This is a genomic window from Mycobacteriales bacterium (assembly GCA_035504215.1).
In the GTDB taxonomy this organism is placed as follows: domain Bacteria; phylum Actinomycetota; class Actinomycetes; order JAFAQI01; family JAFAQI01; genus DATAUK01.
This window is the reverse complement of sequence record DATJSI010000059.1, coordinates 1-20,684: the sequence shown is the minus strand read 5'-3', so window position 1 is coordinate 20,684 and position 20,684 is coordinate 1. Positions and strand designations below refer to the sequence as shown.

Below are 20,684 nucleotides of genomic sequence, written 5' to 3'. Positions count from 1 at the left end.
CGGTATCCGCTGTGATGAGCCCGATCGGGCTCATGGTCGATGCCGAGGAGCGCGTGTCGGTCGCCTTCGAGCTCGCCGCCCGCGAGGGCGCCCACTACCTGGCCGTCATGGCCGGCTCGCAGGGGTGCGTCGGCCTGGTGGGAATCGACGAGCTGCGGGTGTGGGCCGAAGCCCCTGCCGCGGGCACTCGCCCTCCGATCGGTGCCTTGGTCGACCGCCCGGACGTCCGGATTCGTCCGGCCGCGCCACTTGTCGAGGCAGCCCGGCTGATGGCGACATACCAGACCGATGCCGTGCTCGTCGCGGACGGCGCTCGCCTGGTCGGCCTGCTCACCTGGCGCGACGTCGTGCGATGGGTGGCCGGGCTGACGGATCCGAGGGCGGAGCGCCGCAGCTCCCGGCCGGCGCTGTTTGTCGTGCCGAGCGCTTTCGAGCGGCTGGCCGGGGCGCAGTGACCACATCTAGCTCGGGTCGGTGCGCAGGATCTCCTCGGTGGAGCGTCGTCCGGTAGAGGGCGTCGCCTGTCCGTAGCCCATCCGCAGGACCATCTGCGGCCAGCCGATCATGCCGAGCTGGGAGCGCAGCTGCTGGCGTGGCCCGGGGTCGTCGATGACCTGGTTGAGCGGCGAGGCGACGATGCCGAGCCCGGCCGCCCGTAAAAGCAGGCGCGCGAGCCGGCGGCCGGCGTTGAGCCAGTCGAGCTCGCTGTCGTTGGGTGTCCCGACGATCACGATGAGCGGTTTCTCGTCGACCGGGTTCTCCGGTGGATCGCCGCCGACGTCACCGTCGAAGTCGCGTTGCACGTACCCGGCATGGCGTCCGGTTGTCGACGGCACGGCCGCGTCGGGAATCCCGTCCGGCGCAGGGTGGTCGCGCCGCCAGAGCCGTAACTCCTCGAGGTACGCCGGGTCGGACTGCTGCGCTTCGTCCGCGTGTTGCAGGAGCACCATCAGGGCGATCGTGTCCTCAGGACGCGTCACTGCGTGCGCCCAAACGTTGTCGATGGTGACGTCGCGGGTCAGCAGGTCGACGAGGTCTGCAGGAATCGGGTCGGGGGCGAACGCGTCGCGGACCATCGCGCGTAGCGGGATGGCCCTGATCAGCTCGGCGTCGACATCGTCCGGAGTGGCCGGTGCACCGATCCCTACCCGCGCGAGCAGGTCGGGGCTGTCCGGGTCGGGGAAGGTCTCGATCACCGCGCTGTGCTGCTGCGCGAGCAGCCCCAGCCGCAGATGCTCCAGCGCAGCGCCACAGCTGAGGACCCGCTGTCGGCCGGTCGGATCGAGGGCGGGCAGCGCCCGGTCACGGTCCGCGATCACGTCCACCGTGTCGTGGTGAACGACGAACTGCCACGGCTGGGTGTTGTGCACCGACGGGGCACGGCTCGCGAGCTCGACCGCCCGCCTCCAGTCAACCTGGTCCACCCTGCCAGGGAACAAGGTCTTGGGCCGCCTGGCAAGTCGCACGCGATTCGGCCATGATCAAGCGAGATTGTCCACGCCTATCGTGGGAATCGCGACCCGGACCCTTGTCGCGTCACGGCGAGCCTGTGGGGAGCGAATGACCGAGCCAGTGGCGCCTCGGATGAGGCAGGCGACGGACGCCGCCGTCGAGCCCGCGCGGTTGCGGCTCGACGCGCTGCTGACCGAGCTGATGGAGCGAGCAGGCGAGGTGCTCGAGACCCAGGGTCGCCTGCGCAGCCTGCTCGACGCAGTCGTCTCGATCGCCCAGGACCCGAGTCTTGGCGCGGTCCTTCAGCGGATCGCGTCGGCCGCCTGCGAGCTGGTCGGCGCCCGGTACGGCGCGCTCGGCGTGCTCGCCGCCGACCGTCGTCGGTTGAGCGACTTCATCACGGTGGGCCTGACGACCGAGGAGCGGGCCGCGATCGGCGAGCTGCCGACCGGCAAGGGGATCCTCGGCGTCCTCATCGAGTCGCCCGAGCCGCTGTGCCTTGCCCAGCTCAACGCCGACCCGCGCTCGTTCGGTTTCCCACCCGGCCATCCGCCGATGTCGACGTTCCTCGGTGTTCCGATCCGGATCCGCAACCAGGTGTTCGGCAACCTCTACCTCACCGAGAAGGCGGACGGAAAGCCGTTCACCGACGAGGACCAGCAGCTCGTCGTAGCGCTCGCCGCCGCCGCCGGTGCCGCGATCCAGAATGCCCAGCTCTTCGACACCCAGCAGCGCCGCCAGGCCTGGCTGAGTGCGTCGAACGAGGTCCGGGCCGCGACGTTCGCCGACCTTGCACCCGCGGACCTGCTCGACCTCGTCGCCGAGCAGGGCCGGACCGCGACCGGCGCCGATTGCCTGGTGATCGGGCTCCCGGATGCCGAGGGCCGGCTGGTCATCCGGGCCGCTGCCGGCCAGGACGCGAACCGCCTGATCGGGCAGTCGATGAGTGGCCCGGAGTCGATCGCCGACCAGGTGCTGGCAACGGCGGAGCACGTCGTCCGCACGGACCGTGGCGGACCCGGGCTCGTTGTCGGCGACGACGCGACCTGCTACCGCCGCGAGGTCTTCGCACCGCTCGGCGCGGCCGAGGCCGGCGCCTCCTTCGGCGTGGTCGGTGTCGGTTACGCCCGGGACGACCACAATGCGGCCGATGATCTCGCCTTCCTGCTGGCCTACGCCGATCAGGCGGCGATCGCCCTGCAGCTGACCCGGACGCGAGCCGACCGGGAACGGCTGGCGATTCTCGAGGACCGCGACCGCATCGCCCGCGACCTCCATGACTTGGTCATCCAGCGGTTGTTCGCGACCGGCATGACGTTGCAGAGCGCAGCGCCGCGGGTCGCCGATCTCGACGCACGCGGCCGCATCGCGACCGTGATCGATGATCTCGACTCGACCATCCGCGAGCTGCGTCAGGCGATCTACCAGCTGCAGACGCCCGTCATCGAGGAGGATCTGCGCGCCGACATCCAGCGGGTCGTCGACGAGGCGGCGGCGGTGACAACGGCAAAGGTGCGACTGCACTTCGTGGGTCCGGTTGCCTCCGCCGTACCCGAAGCCATCCGGCCGCATCTGCTCGCGGTGCTTCGCGAAGGGCTGTCCAACGCGATCCGGCACGCCGATCCCACCGCGGTCGACGTCACCGTCGAGGCCGACGACCACGTGTCCGTGACCGTCGCTGACGACGGCGCCGGGATGGATCCTTCGGTGAGCCGGCGCAGCGGTCTGGCCAACCTCCAGGCCCGGGCGGCTGAGTTCGACGGAACCTGCGAGCTGCAAGCGGGGGACGCGGGCGTCGGAACGCGACTGGTCTGGCAGGTGCCGCTGCCCCGCGGGTGATCCCATGACTGCGTCGTTCATCCTCAGCGACGGCCGCTCGGTCAAGATCCGGGCGCTGGATGCCGCCGACACCGACGCACTGCGCCGGGCCCTCGCGCGAGCCGACACCGATGATCTGCGCCGACGGTTCATGGGCTCGCCGCCGCCCACCCGGATGCTGGTCGAGCTGCTGCGGGTTGCCGACGGTGTACACGATGCTGCGCTCGGCGCTTTCACCGAGGCGGGCCGGCTGGTCGCGGTTGCACAGTTCGACCGGCGGGACGACCGGCCGTCGGCGGAGATCGCGATCGAGGTTGCGAAGGACTTCCAACACTGCGGGCTGGGGTCGGAGCTGGCCTGGCGGATCGGCCGGCTCGCCTACGACCGGGGTATCCGGACGTTCACGGTCAACTACCTGGCGGAGAACGAAGCGGTGTCCAAGCTGGTGCGCCGCGGCGCTGCGGCGAGCGGTCCAACGATCGAGTCAGGGAGTGCCAGGGCGGAGATCGACCTCGTCGTCGCCTTCGAGGGAACGGACGACGAGGACGGCGATCAGGCTGCGGGCAGAGCGACCGCGCGGCCGGAGCAGTCGTAGATCGCGCCACCGATGCGGTCGAGCTCGCTGCGCGAACGCCGGTAGTGGTGGGCACAGAGCACGATCTCGACCGGCGCGCTCCGGTCCGCCCGGGGCCGCAGCACCGCCTGGTACGCCGGCTTGCCGGGGCAGCAGCACGAGCCGGAGGAGCGCCCGACCGCGCTCCACACCAGGCGTGGCCACGGCCGGCCGTCGACCACCTGCCGGCCCTGGTCGTCGGTGGGTTCGGGGCGGGTCTCCTGCGCAGGGGCGTATGTCGACATGGCTGCTCCTCTCTCCTGAGAGGAGGGTGCCCGTCGCAGCGCGGATTAGGCAGTGCCGAGCGGCCCGATCTGGTCGCGGCGTTGGTCCTCGCTGACTCGGCCGAAGGTCCTTCGCGGCGAAGCCGCCAGCCGGCGTGGGTCAGCGGCGCGGGGAGAGCCGGCGCTGGAACGGGTCGACCGGGGTCGGCGGCGCAAGCCGGACCTTGACATCAACGGCAACCGCACCCTGCGGGCTCACGATCACCGGGTTGAGGTCCAGCTCGGCGAGCTGTGGCAGGTCGGTCGCCAGCTGGCCGACACGGAGCAGCACGTCCTCCAAAGCGGCAACGTCGACCGGCGGAGTGCCCCGGTAGCCGAAGAGCAGCGGTGCGGCCCGAAGAGCTTCGATCTGCTTGCGGACCAGCCGCCGGGACAGCGGCGGCAAGCGAAAGCTCCGGTCGGCGAGCAGGTCGGTGGTGATGCCGCCGAGTGCGAGCATCACGACCGGGCCGACGGCTGGGTCGTTGACGATCCCGATCGCCGTTTCCACACCGCCCGAGACCATCGGCTGGACCAGGACCGGACAGTCGTCGCCGCAGCTGTCCTTGATGCCGGCAACCGCCTCGGCCACCGCTTGGGGCGTCGCGAGGTCCAACCGGACGCCGCCCACCTCGCTGCGATGGACAACCGCACCGGCGGCCGTCTTCACCACGACCGGGTAGCCCAGCGCGGTCGCGGCGGCGACCGCCGGGCTCGGGCTCTCGGCACGCACTCCGTCCACGACGGGTACGCCGAATGCGCCGACCAGGGCTGCCGCGGCGTCGCTGTCCAGCCAGCCTCCATCCGGGTGTTCGCGCAGAAAGGCGTCGGCGATCGCTGCTGCCTCGCGGCGGTGCATGCCGCGAAGTGCAGGCGGCCGCGGCTCTGGTGCCCGGCGCCAGTCGGCGTACGTCGCGACGATGCCGAGCGCCGTCGCGGCCGCCTCGGGAAACGCGAAGCAGGGAATGACGGCGCCGGCCAGGGGCCGCTGCAGTGGCGCCGGAGTGTCGAGCTGACCGAGGAAGACGCCGAGGAGCGGCTTGTCGTTTCGCTCGCCGGCGACCCGGGCGAGGCCGGCAGCGACGGCGTCGGTGTCGGCCTCGCCGAGCGAGGTGTGCACCACCATGACGGCGTCGACGTCGGCCGACCGCATCAGCGCCTCACTCGCAGCCGCGAGGAACCCGGGTGGGGCGGTCGTGGTGATATCCACGGGGTTTGCGGTCGTCGCGTGCTGCGGCAGCAACCGCGCGAGCTCACAGCGCACTGAGGTGGACACTTCGGGAACCAGCAGACCGGCCGCGGCACAGGCGTCAGCGGCAAGAGCGGCCGAGCCGCTGCCGTTGGTCACGATTGCGACCCGCCGGCCGGCCGGCAGCGGCGCGTCGGTCAACACGCTGACGACGTCCATGACCTCGCTGAGGTTGTCGGCCCGCATGACGCCGGCCTGCGCGAACAGTGCGTCCATCGCAATGGCTGGCGTCGCCGCGGATGCGGCGTGCGACTGTGCGCCCCTCACGGGTCTGCTCGCGCCGCCCGCGGTGACGACGACGACCGGCTTCTTGCGCGCCAACCGGCGGGCGACCCGCGCGAACTTCCGGGCGTTTCCGAATGACTCGAGATACAGCACGCACACCTTCGTCGCGCTGTCACGCTCCCAGTACATGAGCAGGTCGTTGCCGCTGACGTCGGCCTTGTTGCCCAACGAAACGAAGGTGGACAGCCCGATCCGGCGACGGGTGAGGTAGTCGAGCAGCGCGACTCCGACGGCCCCGGACTGCGATGCGAGCCCGACCACGCCGCGTCGTACGCCGCTGGTCGCGAAGGTCGCGTTCATTCGGACCGCAGCGTCCGTGTTCACGATACCGAGGCAGCTCGGCCCGATCAGGCGCATGCCCGCCTGGCGGGCAGTCGCGAGGATCGTGGCTTGCTGCGCGTGCCCGCCTGCACCCTGTTCCGCGAACCCGTCACTCACGATCACCGCGCCATAGACCCCGATGCGAGCGCAGTCCTCGATGACGCCCGGCACATCGGTGGCCGGCACCGCGATGACCGCGAGGTCGGGCACGGACGGGAGCTCGTCGAGGGAGGAGTGCGTGGCGATGCCGTTGAGCTCGATACCCGACTGGTTGACGGCGTGCAGGTCACCCGTGAAGCCACTCTCGATGAGGTTGGTCATGATTCGATGGCCGACTCCCGCCCGTCCGGCGCCGACGACCACGATGCTCTGTGGCGCAAGAATGCGCTCCAGAGATGCATGCTCGGCGATCGACTCGCGGTCCGCGACGGCGAGCCGGAAGGCCGGGCCCTCCGCGATCGGAAACTCGACGTCGACGACGGCGTGTGCGAGATCCTGCCGCACCTGCGCACCGAGATCGCGCAGCACGTGCAACATCGCGGAGTTCTCCGCGAGCACCTCGGCGCACAACCTTCGGTAGCCCATCAAACGCGCGGCCGAGATCATCTGCTCGAGCAGGAGCATGCCGACCCCGTGCCCGTGCAGCCGGTCATCGACAAGAAGCGCGAACTCGGCCGTCCGTGGGCGGTTGGTCGGCTCGATGCAGCCAACGCCGATCACGGTCTGGTGTTGCACCGCGACGAGTGCATCGTGATCCGCGGCGGCCGGGCGCAACATCCGGTCGATGTCCTGTTGCCCCGCCCGTGGCGAGTAGGTGAAGAAGCGCAGCCGGAGCGAGTCCTGAGCGGTGCGCCGGTAGAGCTCGCCGACGCCAGGCGCGTCGCTCTCGCAGATCGGGCGGATCGTCACTACCGAACCGTCAGTGAGGAGCACGTCCGCGCTCGGCAGCGCAGTTCTGGCGCGGGCCGGCGCCGTCGACGTGCTCATCGGGCGTGCTCGTCGGGCCCGCGGCGAACAACCACGAGCCGGCCGCCGGGTACGTCGGTGCTGCGCCCCATACGTCGAGCGTGGGAGCCGAGGTGGTCGGCGTACAGGGTCGAACGTCCCGATCTCCCCGAAGACGGTCCTTCCGGGGGCTCACTCGTCCACGAGGTCGCGGCGGGCGAAGATCAGGGCGCCGGCGACTACGCACGCGCCGGAGACGGCCACGAGCAGTCCCGAGCTGAGCAGGTTCGGCGCCCGCGCCGGTGCGGCGGCCATCTGATGCAGGAGCGAGGTGTCGAGCAGCCAGCGGCTCGACGCCGTGATGCCGCCCAGCAGCTCGACCAGGAACGACCACGTGATGACGGTGTAGGTGACGGCAGCGGTTAAGCGCGGCGCCACGGCGAGCGCAAACGCGGCGATGCCGACCGCGCAGGCCGTCGGCGGCACCATGTTGAGACCGGCGGCGACCACGCTTCGGGCACTCACATCGAGATGTTGGCCTGACACCACGGCCGCCGCGCAGGCGCCGCCGACCAGCCCACCGAGCAACCCGATCCCGACGGCCAGTGCCACCCGTTCGACGTACCACCGGGTCCGGGAGACCGGCCGCACGAGGAGATGGTCCAGCCGACCGGCCGCCTCTTCGTGTCGTGCGGCCACGATCTGGCCGGCCGCCATGAGCATCACGACCAGCGCAACCATCAGGAAGACGACCGAGAGATAGGCCTTGCCGATCGCCGCATGCCCGCTCAACCGGGTGAACACCCCGGTCGCGCCGGAGGTGTGCCGCAACGTCTTGATCTCCTGCGAGGTCACAGAGGTCAGGAGCAGGGTCTCGGCCAGGACCGCCGCCAGCCAGCCCGCGAGACCGCCTCGCCCCAGCCGCACGGCGAGCCCGATCGGGCCGGTCAGCAGCGCGGTGCGGGGCCGGGCTCGCGACCGGTCCGGGAAGACACTCGCATCGAGGTCACGGCGGCCGGCGAGCCAGATCGCGCCAGCCGCCATCGCGACGGTCGACGCAGCGATCGGCGCGAGCGCCAGCGGGTGAGATCCGGTGAGCGGGCGCAGTTCCTCAACCCAGCCGAGCGGGCTCACCCAGCGCAGCCAGCTCAGACTCCGCACGGTGTCGGCCACTGCGCGCAGCGCGAAGCTCACGCCGAAGAACCCGCCCGTGAGTGCGGCCGCCTGGCGGCGGGTGGCGACCAACTGCCCGGCGAGTGCGCCGCCGGCGACGTACAAGCCGGCGCCGCAGGTCACGCTCAGCGCGAAGTACAGCGCGGAGCCGCTGGCCATCGGGACCTTGGAGCCGCGGCCGAGGATGACCGTGATTACGGCGGTGACGGAGAACAACGTGACGAGCCCGGCGCCGAGCCCGACGAGCGTCTGCGCGGTCGCTCGGCGCGCGGTTGTGCGTCCGGCGAGCAGGACCTCCCACCGACCCGTGTCCTCCTCGCCGCGCAACATCTTGGTTGCGCTGAGCAAGCCCCATACCGAACCGACGATCGTCAGCACGGTGAGGCTCTTCCACGCGGTGTAGCCGGCGACCGTCGACAGGTCCCTAGCCGGACCCATCAGCGCGTTCAGGCCGCCCGAGGAGAACTGGCCGGCCAGCGCCGCGCGCTGCGCGCGAGTGGGGTACGCGCTCGCGTACCCGAGTGCCTGACTCGCGATGTATGCGCCGAACGCCAAGCCCCAGACCGCCCCTGCGCGCACTGCGTGCCGCGCGGCGCGCGTGGCCGTCACACTCGCCGACCGCGCGACCGTCGCCGGCCCCGCTGCGTTGCCGCCGGTCGCGGGCAGCGCCACGAGCTCAGCGGACATCGGCGTGTGGTTCCTCGTGCTGCGGGCCGTAGTGGGCGAGGAACAGCTCTTCGAGCGAGGGTTCGCGGCTCAGCAACTCGTGCACGCGCGAGTGGGCGAGCACCTTCAACAGCGGCTCGATCTCCCCTTGGACCTGGCAGCGCAGCTGCTGGCCGTGGACCTCGACCCCGCTCACGCCGGGCACGCGGCTCAGATCAGGGACCGTGCCGTCGAAGGTGGCCTCGACCGTGAGCGACGACAGGTGCCGCAGCTGCGCCAGGGTGCCGGTGTCCACCAGCCGGCCCGAGCGCAGGATCGCGACGCGGTCGCACAGCGCCTCGACCTCGCTGAGGATGTGCGACGACAGGAACACCGTCTGGCCGCGCTGCCGGGCTTCGTGCACACACTCGCGGAAGGCCTGCTCCATGAGCGGGTCGAGCCCGCTGGTCGGCTCGTCGAGAAGGAGCAGGTCAGGCCGGGTCATCAACGCGCCGATCAGGACCAGCTTTTGCCGGTTGCCCTTCGAGTAGGCCCGCACCTTCATCGAGGGATCGAGATCGAAGCGCTGGGTCAGTTCGTCGCGGTACGAGGTGTCGACGCGACCCTGGATCCGGCCGAGCAGGTGCAGGGTCTCGGCGCCGGTGAGTGAGGGCCAGAGGCTTGCTTCGCCGGGCACGTATCCCAGCCGGCGATGCGCGGCGACCGCGTCGTCGCGGGCGTCCAGGCCGAAGATCGTCGCCGTACCCGCGCTCGGGTGGATCAAGCCGAGCAGCAGGCGGATCGTGGTCGTCTTGCCGGCTCCGTTGGGTCCTAGGTAGCCCAGCACCTCGCCGGGTGCGAGCTCGAGGTCGAGGTCGCTCAGCGCGGTCACGCTGCCGTAGCGCTTGCTCAGCCCGGCTGTCCGGATCGGCGCCTCGCTCATGGGACCACCACCCTCCTCCGGGCAAGTACAGCGCCCCGCCGAAGCGGCCAATAGGGCAGAAGGTCTCGATTGTCGGGCGGGTTGCGTACCGATCGGGGGACCTCCTTCTAGCCCGGTCGGGACCTTCGGACCTGTCGGACGACCGGTCCGAACGGCGAAGTTGTGCAGCAGACCGAATCACCGGATGCGGTCGGCAATGACCCGGGCTCCGGGCCATCGAGAGGAAAGGAGAGCGGAGATGAGACGTCGTACGTTCGACGCGCTGCTGACGTCCGCCGGTGTTGCCATCGCCATCGTGCTTCTGGTTGCCGGTGGTCTGCTGACATGGGCGCACTCGTTCATTACCAACCAGGTTCACGACCAGCTGGCCGCGCAGAAGATCTACTTCCCGCCGGCATCGGCGTTCGCGCACGCGAAGCCGGGCACCGAGATCACCCCGGACATGAAGCCTTACCTGCTGAAGTACTCGGGCAAGCTCATGACCACGGGCGACGAGGCGGGTGCCTACGCGAACCACTTCATCGCCATCCACCTTCAGGAGATCGGTGGTGGCCAGACCTACGCGCAGCTGTCCGCGAAGTCCCTCGCTGACCCGACCAACACGGCGTTGGCGAACCAGGTCGCGACGGTGTTCAAGGGCGAGACCCTTCGGGGCCTGCTGCTCAACGCGTATGCGTTCGGCAAGATGGCAACGATTGCCGGCATCGCCGCGATCGTCGCCTTCGCCAGCGGTGCACTGATGCTGCTGCTGGCAGCGGCCGGGCTGCTGCACCTTCGCCGTACACCGGCGGAGTCGCAGATCTGATTCGCCCACACCGAACGGTCCCGCAGTCGGACTGCGGGGCCGTTTGCGTGCGCGCGAAGCCGAACGAATGGTCCCGCTCTGCGGGACCGGCCGGCGTCCGGCCGGAACGCCCGGCGGGGTGGGCCCGCGACCGGATAAGGGAGTTGGCCGACCCCGCAGAGCGAGCTTTCTACCCGCCGACCCCGACCGTGCGGAGGTCGACGATGCCGAACGCAGGCTCGATGTAGACGTTGGTCAGCCGGCTGCTGAACAGGTCGAGAGCCTTGTCATAGGTGAACGGGACATCACAGGCGTCCTTCAGGACCGTCTGGTCCACCTGCTGCCAGTACGGGTACTCCGCAGACGGGGCTGGTCTGCTGGAGCGCCTGGTTGATCAGCGAGGTGATCATCGGGTCGCTGCAGGCACCGTAGTTGCTGTTGCCCTGAGCGAGGATCTTGCGCGGGTCGACGATGTTCTCGAAGAACCCGTACGGAGCCGGCCAGTCCGGGCCCCAGCCCCCGGCGGAAACGATGGCTTTGTCACGGCGGGGTCACAGGTTCGAATCAGTCCGCCAACGACTCTTCAGTGCTGAGCGTCGGCGCTGCCGACGCCTACTCAACGGTCGTTGACGCAAGCCGCTGCGCTTGTCAGTCTTCGCTCGCCACGATCCGAGGGAGGGACGATTCGTGGACGATGTCGCCGTACTGACCGAACTCAACGCGAGGTTCGTCGAAGCCTGTCGGCATGGCGCATCGGAGACGTTGACGTCGCTGCTTTCTGCGGCATTCACCTATCTGGATGGTGCGACCGGTGAGGTCTGGGACATCGACCAGTTCTTGAAGGACGTCGCCGAGAACCCTTCGCCGACGGTCCGGATCGACCAGCTAGTGATCCATGTCGAGGGCAACACCGCCGTGGTGTCCGCACGTGCGCTACGCCTACCGAACTCCAGCCGCCGCTACCTCGACACCTACGAGCGGCGCGGTGGCGCTTGGCGCTGCACCCATTCCTGCGGCTGGCCGCTGGAGACCAGACTGCCGTGATCCGGAGGGGTTGACGTGGTCCGATTCCTCATCCGCCGCATCGTCGGCGGCGTGGTTGTGCTGATCGTGATCTCCATCATCACCTTCTGGCTGTTCTATGCCTTGCCGAGGCACTTGCACTCCAACCCGGCTGCCCTGTACGCCGGACGGAGTCCGAGTACGGCGACCATCGCCGCGGTATCGGAGAAGCTCGGGCTCGACAAGCCCTTCTGGACGCAGTACTGGGAGTTCCTCAAGGGAATCTTCGTGGGCCGGACGTACGGATCCGGCGTGACGGCCGACGCCTGTCACCGTCCCTGCCTCGGGTTCTCCTTCATCAACAACGAGCCGGTGTGGTCGGAGATCACCTCCGATCTCCCGGTCGACATCTCTCTCGCCATCGGCGCATCGGTGATCTGGGTCATCACCGGCGTCGCAACCGGCGTACTGTCCGCGCTTCGCAAGGCCACGATCTTCGACCGCTCCGCGATGACGGTCGCGCTGGCCGGTGTCTCGCTGCCGATCTATTTCACCGGCTTGTTGTCGCTGGCGGTGTTCAGCTACGGCCCGCATTGGTTGCGGATCCTGCCGAACGTTCACTACGTCGGCTTCACCCAGAACCCGCTCTCCTGGGCGCGCAACCTCTTGCTGCCCTGGGTATGTCTGGCGTTCACCTATGCCGCGCTATACGCGCGACTGACGCGGGGCAACATGCTCGAGACGATGTCCGAGGATTTCGTTCGCACCGCCCGAGCAAAGGGCGTGACCGAGGAGCGGGTGATCGTCCGGCACGGCCTGCGCGCCGCCATCACGCCGATCATCACGATCTTCGGCATGGATCTCGGACTGCTGCTCGGTGGCAACGTGCTCGTGGAGCAGGTGTTCGGGTTCGTCGGCATCGGCAAGCTCGCGATCATCTCGATCGGGAGCCGTGACCTTCCGGTCGTCCTCGGCGTCACGCTGTTCGCCGCGTTCTTCATCGTGGTCGCCAACATCATCGTCGATGTGGTGTACGCGTACGTCGATCCGCGCGTTACCTACAACTGACGTCGGCGTGCGGTCGACGCGATGACGGGTGGGCAGCCAGGCTGCCCACCCGCCGTCATGGGGTGACCGGTCAGCCTTCGCCGCCGCCTTCGTCACCGCCGTGGTGACCACACGGGTGGTGGTCGTGGTGGTTGAACGCGAATGCGACGTCGGGGATGATCGCGCCCGACTCCGGGTTGACCGTGCCGACGATGAGGAGCTTGTCGCCGCGGTTCAGCTGGCTCGGGTCGGCGCCGAGGTCGCCGTTGATCGCGAGCGGCACCTCCGCCAATGACACGGTCGTCGTGCGTCCGCGGCTGTTCAGCTTCACGTTCTCGCCGTTGACGGAGACCACCCATCCGAGCTCGAACGCCGGCTTGCTGCTGAACGCGAAGATGTCGGCGGCGACGACGGTGCAGTTCGTGACCTCGCCGAGAACGGCCACGGTGTCGCCGACGGCGAGGGTGCCCGCGGTCCCGTCAACGAGAATCATCGCCTCGCTGTCGTCGATAGTCACCTGGTGGCCGTGGTGGCCGTGGTGACCACCCTCGCCGCCACCTTCGCCACCGCCCGGTCCGTGATGCGCCGGAGTTGCGTCTTCGCCTTGGCTACCGTGGCCCCGGCCGTGCCCCCAGCCCCGGTGGTGGCTGCCGTTGTCCAGGTCATTGACCGAGACGGTCAGGTCGGTGCCGTTGATCGCGGTGATGGAACCGAACAGCAAGGCGGCCGGTGCCGGCGAGACGGTCTCCTGGTCGCGGTGGCTGACGCGGAACTTGTGCCAGCCACCGGTGCCACGGGCAACCAGCGTGATGTGATCGCCGGTGTGCACACGACGGTGCGACGTGTGCGCGAAGGTCAGCTTGATGCGCTTGTCGTGGCGGGTCTTCGTACCGAGTCGCTCGGACGATGCGAAGACCGTGACCTTCTGGCCGTGGTGGCTCGCGACCAGCCCTTTGACGACCAGCTCCTTGCGGCCGTGATGTCGGCCGAGCGCAGAATGCGTGGATGCCTCGTGGCGCGGTATGGCGGTCGTTGCGCCCGCCGGGACCGCCCCCGCGATGGCAATCGCGAGTGAGAAGCCCGCGACCCCGAGCGTGGGGATCGCGGTTCCCAGGCGCGAGTGTCGCTGGAACGCAGTTGGCATGGGGCCCTCCTGGGTGATCCGATTCGTGCCGTCACTGCGGTTATCGCGGTCGTGGCGCCGCGGGATACGGGGCGAACGACCTTTTCGCAGTGGCAAACGGGTGAACCGCGTGTAGCGGCCGCCGCCGGGGGAGGATCATCACGTGCGAGTACGACGCGAACGGGTGCCGCCGGCGCCCAGGTTGGACTACCACGACCCGACGGCAGGGATCGCCGGCGCCCCTCCGGCCGCGAGCGCGCTGACCCTGCGCCTGCTGCTCGCCGCAGGGGCGCTCGTCGCGTGCGTCGCCGGCGCGGTGCTCGACCTGGTGCTGGGCGGCCCGGTCTGGCTGGTCGTGGTGCTGGCAGCGACCGGGCTCACCGCCGTCTTGGACCTGGGCGTCGTGGCGGCCCGCAAGCGCTCCGGCGAAGCCGGTTGAGACTCAGCCGCCGTCGACGATCAGCTGCAAGGACGGGGCGAGCGCCTTCAGCACCTCGTCGGCGGTCATGGACGCGATCGGCTCGATCTGCAGCAGGTAGCGCGCGAAGACCACCCCCGCGACCTGCGTCGTCAACGCCGCCGCCCGGGCCAGCGAGTCCTTTCCTTCCAGCCGCGCGGCGTATCGCTGGATGATCTCGCGGTGCACGGCCTCTCGGACCATCCGAGCCTGGTCACCGTCGACCGCGGCGGTGCTGAGCAGACCGCGCAGCGCGGGCCCGGTGTTCGGGTCGTCCCACACGCTCAGCATCGAGCGGAGCATGCGTTCGCCGAGCGTGTCGAGCTCACCTTCGAGAATCTCGGCGAGGGTGTCGAGTGGCCGGATCGGCAGGGCCATCGCCGCGCTGAACAGGCGTTGCTTCGTGCCGAAGTAGAAGGTCACGAGCGCGACGTCGACGCGAGCCTCGGCGGCGATGGAACGGACGGTTACCGGCCGGTAGCCGTGGGCTCGAAACCGGGCTCGCGCCGCCTCGAGGATGCGCTCGCGCACCTCCGGGCTCTCGACCCGGCGCTCGCCGAAGGTGCGCTGGGCCGCCGGCGCGGCCTGGGCGGGCCGGGCGACGGAGGCGAGGTCAGCGCTGAGCCGCGCTCGGGGTGGCGCCATGCCGCGACAGTCAACCACCGATCGGTGACCGGCGTCTCACGACTCGGGAAGGAGGGCGCGCACGCGGTCGATGACGGCATCGAGGTCTTCGGCACCGGTCGCAGCGAGCCCGACCAGCAGGCAGGTCACCGGTGCGGCCGGACGGGCGACGCCGTGGGCGACGTCGCGCGCCAGATCGAGCACCGCGCCGGTGTCAACCGCGCCGAGGTCGAGCTCGAGACACACGGCCTGCACCCATTCGTCGAGCGTCATGCGAGTGCCTCCGCGCGGGCGATGTCGTCGGGAGTGTCGCAGTCCATCACGCCGGCTCCAGGGGTGGCGATCCGGCGTACCTCACCGACCCGCTCCAGTCGTTGAAGCACGCTGCGCATCGAGGCATTCGCGACCGGCGACGGAACTACGGCGCGAAGTGCACCCGTGTCGTAGCACCCGATGAGCGGCTGGTCGCAGCCGTCGTCGTCCACCGCGATGGCGGCGCCGGCGGTGCCGCGCCCGGAGACCACCGACGCCACGATCGAGGCAGAGATGAACGGAAGGTCGCTGGCGAGAACGACCGTGCTGGAGGCAGTCGCCGCGGACAGGCCGGCGGCGAGCGCGGCGACCGGCCCACCGCCGGGCGGGTCCTCGAGCACCCAGGTCACCGGACGCGCGGTCGCGACCACCGGTCCGACGACGATGACCGTGGCGGCGCCGGAGAGCGCGTCGATCGCGACGTCGAGCAACCGGTGACCGGCCACCGTGAGGTTGGGCTTGTGCGTCCCGCCGAGCCGGCTGCCGGCACCGCCGGCCAGCACGATGCCGTCGTACGTCATGGAAGGGACGTGTGCGAGCGGGCGGGTTCGAGCCGCAGGATGATCGCCTTGGACGCCGGAGTTCCGCTGCGGTCGGCCTGGCTGTCCAGTGCCACCAGCGGGTTGGCTTCGGGGAAGTAGGCCGCCGCGCATCCTCGTGCGGTCGGGAAGGCGATCACCCGGAAGTGCTCCGCGATCCGGTCGACACCGTCGTTCCACTCCGAGTGCAGGTCGACGATGTCGCCGTCTGTGAAGCCGAGCTCCGCCAGGTCGTCCGGGTTGACGAACACGACGCGGCGGCCCTTGCGCACGCCTCGGTACCGGTCATCGAGTCCGTAGATCGTGGTGTTGAACTGGTCCTGCGAACGCACGGTCTGGAGCAACAGGCGACCGGGCGGGCATCGCGGCCACTCCAGGTCGTTCACGACGATCTCGGCCTTGCCGGACTTCGTAGGGAACCGGCGTTCGTCGCGCGGCGGATGTGGGAGGACGAACCCGTTCGGCCGGCGGACCTTTGCGTTGTAGTCGTCGCAGCCGGGGATCACCCGGGCGATGCGGTCCCGGATCGTGTCGTAGTCCGTGACGAACTGCTCCCAGGGAAGGTCGCCGCGGTTGCCGAGGACCGCGCGCGCGAGCCGGGCGATGATCGCCACTTCTGACAGCAGGTCGGCCGATGCCGGCTCGAGTCGCCCGTGGGACAGGTGGACGCGACAGACCGTGTCCTCAACGGTGACGAACTGCTCGCCGCTCGCCTGCCGATCGATCTCGGTCCGGCCGAGGGTCGGGAGGATCAGCGCCTCCTCGCCGGTGACGCCGTGCGAGTGGTTGAGCTTGGTGGAGACCTGCACGCTCAGCCGGGTACGCCGTAGCGCCGCTTCGGTCGTGACGGTGTCCGATGTGGCCGCGACGAAATTGCCGCCGACCGCCAGGAACACCTTGATCCGCCCGTCCCGCATGCCGCGCACGGCATCGACGACGTCGACGCCGGGCTCGCGCGGGAACGTGAGCCCGAACTCGCGTTCCATCGCGTCGATGAACGCGGCCGGCGGTCGCTCCCAGATGCCCATCGTGCGATCGCCCTGGACGTTGCTGTGCCCGCGGATCGGTGACGCCCCGGCGCCCGGTTTGCCGATGTTTCCACGCAGCAGCAGCAGGTTGACGATCTCCTGAATAGTGACGACTGCGTGCTTGTGCTGGGTCAGTCCCATCGCCCAGGTGACGATCGTGGCGTTCGAGGCGATGTAGCGCAGAGCGAGCTCGTCGATCTCCGCCGAGCGCAGTCCGGTCGCTTCGAGGACGTCCTCGTCCGAGACGCCCGCGAGATGTGCGCGGTAGGCATCGAGACCGATCGTGTGCTCGTCGATGAAGGCCTGATCGAGGACGGATCCGGGGTCGCGGTCATCGGCTGCGATCACGCGTTTCGCGACCGCCTGCAGCAGCGCCATGTCGCCACCGAGCCGGACTTGGAGGAACTGGTCCGCGAGCGCGGTGCCCCGTCCGATGACGCCCGACGGCCGCTGCGGGTTCTTGAACCGCATCAGGCCGGGCTCGGGCAGCGGGTTGATCGCCACGATCGACGTACCGCCGTGCTTGGCCTCCTCGAGCGCGGTCAGCATCCGTGGATGGTTGGTGCCCGGGTTCTGTCCCATCACGATGATCAGGTCGGCCTTGGCGAAGTCCTCGTAGCTGACGCTCGACTTCCCGACCCCGATGCTCTCGGCGAGGGCGACGCCCGTGCTCTCATGGCACATGTTCGAGCAGTCCGGGAGGTTGTTGGTGCCGAACGATCGCACGAACAGCTGGTAGAGGAACGCGGCTTCGTTGCTCGTCCGGCCCGAGGTGTAGAAGGTCGCTTCGTTCGGCGAGTCGAGTGCCTTGAGATGCCGGGCGATGACCTCGAACGCCTCGTCCCAACCCAGCGGGCGGTAGTGGTCGCTGTCGGCCGGCTTGTAGACCGGCTCGACCAGCCGGCCCTGCTGGCCGAGCCAGTACTCGGTGCGACCGGCCAGGTCCTTCACCGAGTGCTCGGCCCAGAACTCGCTGGGTACGCGAAGGATGTCGGCTTCCCACGCGGTGGCCTTCGCGCCGTTCTCGCAGAACTCGATGCGGTGCCGGTGCGGCGGATCGGGCCACGCGCACGAGGGGCAGTCGAAGCCGTCCTGCTGGTTCAGCCGACGCAGCGTCGTGAGGCTTCGGGGCAGCCCCATCTCGCGCTCGGCGTGCTGCAGGCCGTGGTAGACGCCGGGCAGACCTGCGGCCGCGCCCGGCGGCTTGCTGACCCGAAGGCCGTCATCCGTGACGTCGTCACGTGGTGCTCGTCGTCTGGCCATCTCGCCGTCCTCAACCGGTGACCGGGGTGGGCACCGGCGCATGTGCGCTGTCGTGGTTATGCGTCGCACGAGCGTCGCTACACATGCGATGGGTGCCGGCGTACACGACCATCGACGGCGGGCGGAGAAACCCGATCAGCGTCAGGCCGACGCGATCGGCCAGGTCGACCGCGAGCGCCGACGGCGCGGAGACGGCGGCCAGGGCGGGGATGCCGGCGACGGCGGCCTTCTGCACCAGCTCGAAGGACGCGCGTCCCGACACGAGGAGCAGTGTGCCGCGAAGCGGAAGCCGGTCGTCGCGGAGCGCCCACCCGATCACCTTGTCGACCGCGTTGTGCCGGCCGACGTCCTCACGAAGCACCAGCAGTTCGTCGGACCGGACGTCGAACAGCGCGGCGGCGTGCAGCCCACCGGTGCGGTCGAAGACCGCTTGCGCCGCACGCAGCCGGTCCGGCAGGGTCGCCACCCAGGCGGCGTCGATCTCGACGTGGTCATCGGACAGTCGGTACGGCGAATCCACCTCGACCGCGTCGATGCTGGACTTGCCGCACAAGCCACAGGCGCTGGTGGTGACGAGCGCACGCTGCAGCGACGAGCCGACCTCGGGCACGTGCGGCCCGAGCGTCGCGTCGAGGACGTTATAGGTATTGCGCCCCGTGTCGTCGACGCCGGCGCAGTAGCGCATCTCGCGGAGATCGTCGCGGACCCGGATGACACCCTCGCTGACCAGGAAGCCGGCCAGCAGGTCCATGTCGTCGCCCGGTGTCCGCATGGTGACGGCGAGGGTGGTGCCGGCGACCCGGAGCTCGAGCGGCTCCTCCGCAACCAGGGTGTCGAACGTCGTCGTCGGTGCGGAACCGGCGGTGACCCGCATCACCTGCCGGCGTACCGTCACGCGTCCCACGCCCTCAGTGTGCCCCAAACGGGGTAGGTGGCACCCAGCTGTCCGGCCGGCCGCGGGTCCGCATGGCCCATAGGTGGGGCCATGGCACCACGCATGGGCCATGCGTGTGGTTGGCCGCCGGCTGACCCGGTGTCGGCAGCGCACCGATGTGGAACCATCGCCGGTGGTCACTGGAGGTGGCGTGGACGGTCCGGGCCGGTCGCGGCGGTGGGCGCTTCGACGCGTCCTTCGCGACAGCGTGCTGCGGCTGCGCCATCCCCGCGACCATGTCGCGTACTACCGCGCGGTGATGCAGGACACGGTGGCTCAGGGCGCGGCGCGGGCAGTCGGCAACAGCGATCGCAAGGCCTGGCGCGAGGGTGGGCAGCGCCAGTTCGACTACCTCCGCTCGCACGGGCTGCGCCCTGACTCGCGGCTGCTCGAGATCGGCTGCGGCAACCTGCGCGCGGGCTGGTTGCTCATCGACTACCTCGAGCCGGGTGGGTACTACGGCATCGACATCTCACCGGCCGTTCTGCTGGCGGCCGAGGAGACCGTGGTGCGCATGGGGCTCACCGCGAAGCTGCCGTATCTCGTCCTCGTCGACGACCTGACCTTCGACTTGCTGCCGGATGCGCACTTCGACGTCGTACATGCCAACAGCGTGTTCTCGCACTCGCCGATCGGCGTGATCGAGCAGGCGTTGTCCCACGTCGGCCGGGTTCTCAAGCCGGACGGGCATTTCGACTTCACCTTCAACCGCACCGAGCGCCGGGAGCGCAACGTCCTGCGCGAGGATTTCTACTACCGGACCGAAACGCTGGTGAACCTCGCTCGACGGTGCGGGTTGGATGCCGAGTTCATGACCGACTGGGAGGACCTGCGTCCTCGGCAGTCGAAGCTCAGGGTGCGCGTCCCGGCGCAGGCGGACCGGGCAGGATGACCGAACCGATCGATCCCCAGCGCTTTCGGCACGTGCTCGGACACTTCCCGACCGGCGTTGCCGTCGTTACTGGCATGGATCGGGACGGCTCACCGGTGGGCCTCGCGATCGGTTCCTTCAGCTCGCTGTCCTTGGAGCCGCCGCTGGTCGCCTTCATGGTCAACACCCGCTCGAGCAGCTGGCCTCGGATCCATTCCTCCGGTCACTTCTGCGTGAACATTCTCGGCGCGCACCAGGAATCGGTCTGCCGGATCTTCGCGACGCCCGGCGAGGAGAAGTTCGCGAACCTGGACTGGCACTCGGCCAGCTCCGGCGCGCCGGTCCTTGACGGTGTGCTCGCCTGGATCGACTGCGACATCGAGGCAGTCCACGAGGCGGGTGACCACTACATCGTGATCGGAGCGGTGCGCGAGCTCGATACCGGATCGAGCACGTTGCCGCTGGTGTTCTTCCAGGGTGGGTACGACTGGCCGGACGCCCCGGACGCACCGATCGACTCGGTGGACTCGATCGACCCGATGTCCTGAGCAGAGCACTACGAGCAGCCGGGCACCTTCTTGTTCCCCGCGCCGAGGTCGACCAGCGTGCAGAAGCTGATCTTCGACACCTTCCACTTGCCGTCGAGCAACAGCGCGTGCCCGCTCGCCTTCTTGAGAAACGGCGTCTTGTTGATCAGCAGGTTGTAGATCACGGTCGCCTGGGTGCCGTCGGGTGTGAACGTGATCTTCTTCACCACTGCTGACTCGTCCGACTTCGCCTTCTTGGCAATGCTCTCGGCGAACCGCACGGCCGCTCCGAGCGACGGCCCGTCCTGCAACAGACGCTGCGCGGTCGCGGGTGGGGTGTTGCTGTTGAAGAACAGCGCCCAGTTGTGCTTGAGCTGTGCGGTCGCCGCTGCGATGCCGGCTGATCCGGTGGCGACCGGACCGGGGACGGAGCTGGGCGACGGGCTGCTCGACGCGCTCGGAGTGG

General features: G+C 69.5%; 22 protein-coding genes. 9 read left to right on the top strand and 13 right to left on the bottom strand.

The features are described 5' to 3' along the window. On the top strand, nt 1-455 hold a 455-nt coding region (locus tag VME70_07550), incomplete at its 5' end, for a CBS domain-containing protein (protein ID HTW20048.1). Between the two features lie 6 nt (nt 456-461). On the opposite strand, the gene VME70_07545 is transcribed toward VME70_07550, so the two are convergent. Further along, entirely contained in the window at nt 462-1,424 is a 963-nt protein-coding gene (locus VME70_07545) for a hypothetical protein (GenBank protein ID HTW20047.1), read from the bottom strand. Between the two features lie 160 nt (nt 1,425-1,584). Here VME70_07545 and VME70_07540 point away from each other — a divergent pair, with 160 nt between their 5' ends. Continuing rightward, nucleotides 1,585-3,291: a GAF domain-containing protein gene (locus VME70_07540; protein HTW20046.1), complete on the top strand. Its 1,707-nt coding sequence runs from the start codon at nt 1,585-1,587 to the stop codon at nt 3,289-3,291. A 4-nt stretch (nt 3,292-3,295) separates the two neighbouring features. Beyond that, on the top strand, nt 3,296-3,865 hold the full coding sequence (locus VME70_07535) for a GNAT family N-acetyltransferase (GenBank protein HTW20045.1): 570 nt from the start codon (nt 3,296-3,298) through the stop codon (nt 3,863-3,865). Here VME70_07535 and VME70_07530 read toward each other — a convergent pair. The 4 genes from VME70_07530 to VME70_07515 form a co-directional block, all read right to left on the bottom strand. After that, the gene (locus VME70_07530) at nt 3,823-4,128 is read right to left on the bottom strand and encodes a hypothetical protein (GenBank protein ID HTW20044.1); all 306 of its coding nucleotides are present in this window, start codon (nt 4,126-4,128) and stop codon (nt 3,823-3,825) included. The genes VME70_07535 and VME70_07530 overlap by 43 nt on opposite strands. 139 nt (nt 4,129-4,267) lie before the next feature. Continuing rightward, nucleotides 4,268-6,988 (bottom strand): GNAT family N-acetyltransferase, encoded by a 2,721-nt coding sequence (locus tag VME70_07525; protein ID HTW20043.1) that lies wholly within the window; start codon nt 6,986-6,988, stop codon nt 4,268-4,270. A gap of 150 nt (nt 6,989-7,138) precedes the next feature. Next, on the bottom strand, nt 7,139-8,806 hold the full coding sequence (locus tag VME70_07520) for a hypothetical protein (GenBank protein HTW20042.1): 1,668 nt from the start codon (nt 8,804-8,806) through the stop codon (nt 7,139-7,141). Next, a complete protein-coding gene (locus VME70_07515; GenBank protein ID HTW20041.1) occupies nt 8,796-9,707 on the bottom strand; it encodes an ABC transporter ATP-binding protein in 912 nt (303 codons plus the stop codon). The genes VME70_07520 and VME70_07515 overlap by 11 nt, the downstream gene beginning before the upstream one ends. A 238-nt stretch (nt 9,708-9,945) precedes the next feature. Here VME70_07515 and VME70_07510 point away from each other — a divergent pair, with 238 nt between their 5' ends. Beyond that, nucleotides 9,946-10,512: a hypothetical protein gene (locus VME70_07510; GenBank protein ID HTW20040.1), complete on the top strand. Its 567-nt coding sequence runs from the start codon at nt 9,946-9,948 to the stop codon at nt 10,510-10,512. A gap of 169 nt (nt 10,513-10,681) precedes the next feature. On the opposite strand, the gene VME70_07505 is transcribed toward VME70_07510, so the two are convergent. Further along, nucleotides 10,682-10,828, bottom strand: coding sequence for a hypothetical protein (locus VME70_07505; GenBank protein ID HTW20039.1), 147 nt, complete (start codon nt 10,826-10,828; stop codon nt 10,682-10,684). Between the two features lie 350 nt (nt 10,829-11,178). Here VME70_07505 and VME70_07500 point away from each other — a divergent pair, with 350 nt between their 5' ends. Both VME70_07500 and VME70_07495 read left to right on the top strand, forming a co-directional pair. Next, nucleotides 11,179-11,535, top strand: coding sequence for a nuclear transport factor 2 family protein (locus VME70_07500; GenBank protein ID HTW20038.1), 357 nt, complete (start codon nt 11,179-11,181; stop codon nt 11,533-11,535). Between the two features lie 15 nt (nt 11,536-11,550). Next, complete coding sequence (locus VME70_07495; GenBank protein HTW20037.1) at nt 11,551-12,561, top strand: ABC transporter permease; 1,011 nt, start codon at nt 11,551-11,553, stop codon at nt 12,559-12,561. Nucleotides 12,562-12,631: 70 nt separating this feature from the next. Here VME70_07495 and VME70_07490 read toward each other — a convergent pair whose 3' ends face one another. Beyond that, nucleotides 12,632-13,684 (bottom strand): hypothetical protein, encoded by a 1,053-nt coding sequence (locus tag VME70_07490; GenBank protein ID HTW20036.1) that lies wholly within the window; start codon nt 13,682-13,684, stop codon nt 12,632-12,634. A gap of 142 nt (nt 13,685-13,826) precedes the next feature. Between VME70_07490 and VME70_07485 the strand changes: the two genes are divergently transcribed. Further along, nucleotides 13,827-14,102, top strand: coding sequence for a hypothetical protein (locus VME70_07485; GenBank protein HTW20035.1), 276 nt, complete (start codon nt 13,827-13,829; stop codon nt 14,100-14,102). Between the two features lie 3 nt (nt 14,103-14,105). On the opposite strand, the gene VME70_07480 is transcribed toward VME70_07485, so the two are convergent. The 5 genes from VME70_07480 to fdhD are packed head-to-tail and all read right to left on the bottom strand — an operon-like array spanning nt 14,106 to nt 18,790. Continuing rightward, the gene (locus tag VME70_07480; protein ID HTW20034.1) at nt 14,106-14,765 is read right to left on the bottom strand and encodes a TetR family transcriptional regulator; all 660 of its coding nucleotides are present in this window, start codon (nt 14,763-14,765) and stop codon (nt 14,106-14,108) included. A gap of 36 nt (nt 14,766-14,801) precedes the next feature. Next, nucleotides 14,802-15,017, bottom strand: a complete 216-nt coding sequence (locus tag VME70_07475; GenBank protein HTW20033.1) for a DUF6457 domain-containing protein — start codon at nt 15,015-15,017, stop codon at nt 14,802-14,804. Continuing rightward, on the bottom strand, nt 15,014-15,577 hold the full coding sequence (locus VME70_07470) for an NTP transferase domain-containing protein (protein ID HTW20032.1): 564 nt from the start codon (nt 15,575-15,577) through the stop codon (nt 15,014-15,016). The genes VME70_07475 and VME70_07470 overlap by 4 nt, the downstream gene beginning before the upstream one ends. After that, entirely contained in the window at nt 15,574-17,886 is a 2,313-nt protein-coding gene (locus VME70_07465) for an FdhF/YdeP family oxidoreductase (protein HTW20031.1), read from the bottom strand. Before VME70_07465 ends, VME70_07470 begins: the two co-directional genes overlap by 4 nt. Before the next feature lie 10 nt (nt 17,887-17,896). Beyond that, entirely contained in the window at nt 17,897-18,790 is an 894-nt protein-coding gene (gene fdhD / locus VME70_07460) for a formate dehydrogenase accessory sulfurtransferase FdhD (GenBank protein ID HTW20030.1), read from the bottom strand. Nucleotides 18,791-18,971: 181 nt separating this feature from the next. Here fdhD and VME70_07455 point away from each other — a divergent pair, with 181 nt between their 5' ends. Then, nucleotides 18,972-19,712: a class I SAM-dependent methyltransferase gene (locus VME70_07455; protein HTW20029.1), complete on the top strand. Its 741-nt coding sequence runs from the start codon at nt 18,972-18,974 to the stop codon at nt 19,710-19,712. After that, nucleotides 19,709-20,239 (top strand): flavin reductase family protein, encoded by a 531-nt coding sequence (locus tag VME70_07450; GenBank protein HTW20028.1) that lies wholly within the window; start codon nt 19,709-19,711, stop codon nt 20,237-20,239. The genes VME70_07455 and VME70_07450 overlap by 4 nt, the downstream gene beginning before the upstream one ends. Nucleotides 20,240-20,247: 8 nt before the next feature. On the opposite strand, the gene VME70_07445 is transcribed toward VME70_07450, so the two are convergent. After that, the coding region (locus VME70_07445) for a hypothetical protein (protein ID HTW20027.1) at nt 20,248-20,684 on the bottom strand (437 nt) is incomplete at its 5' end.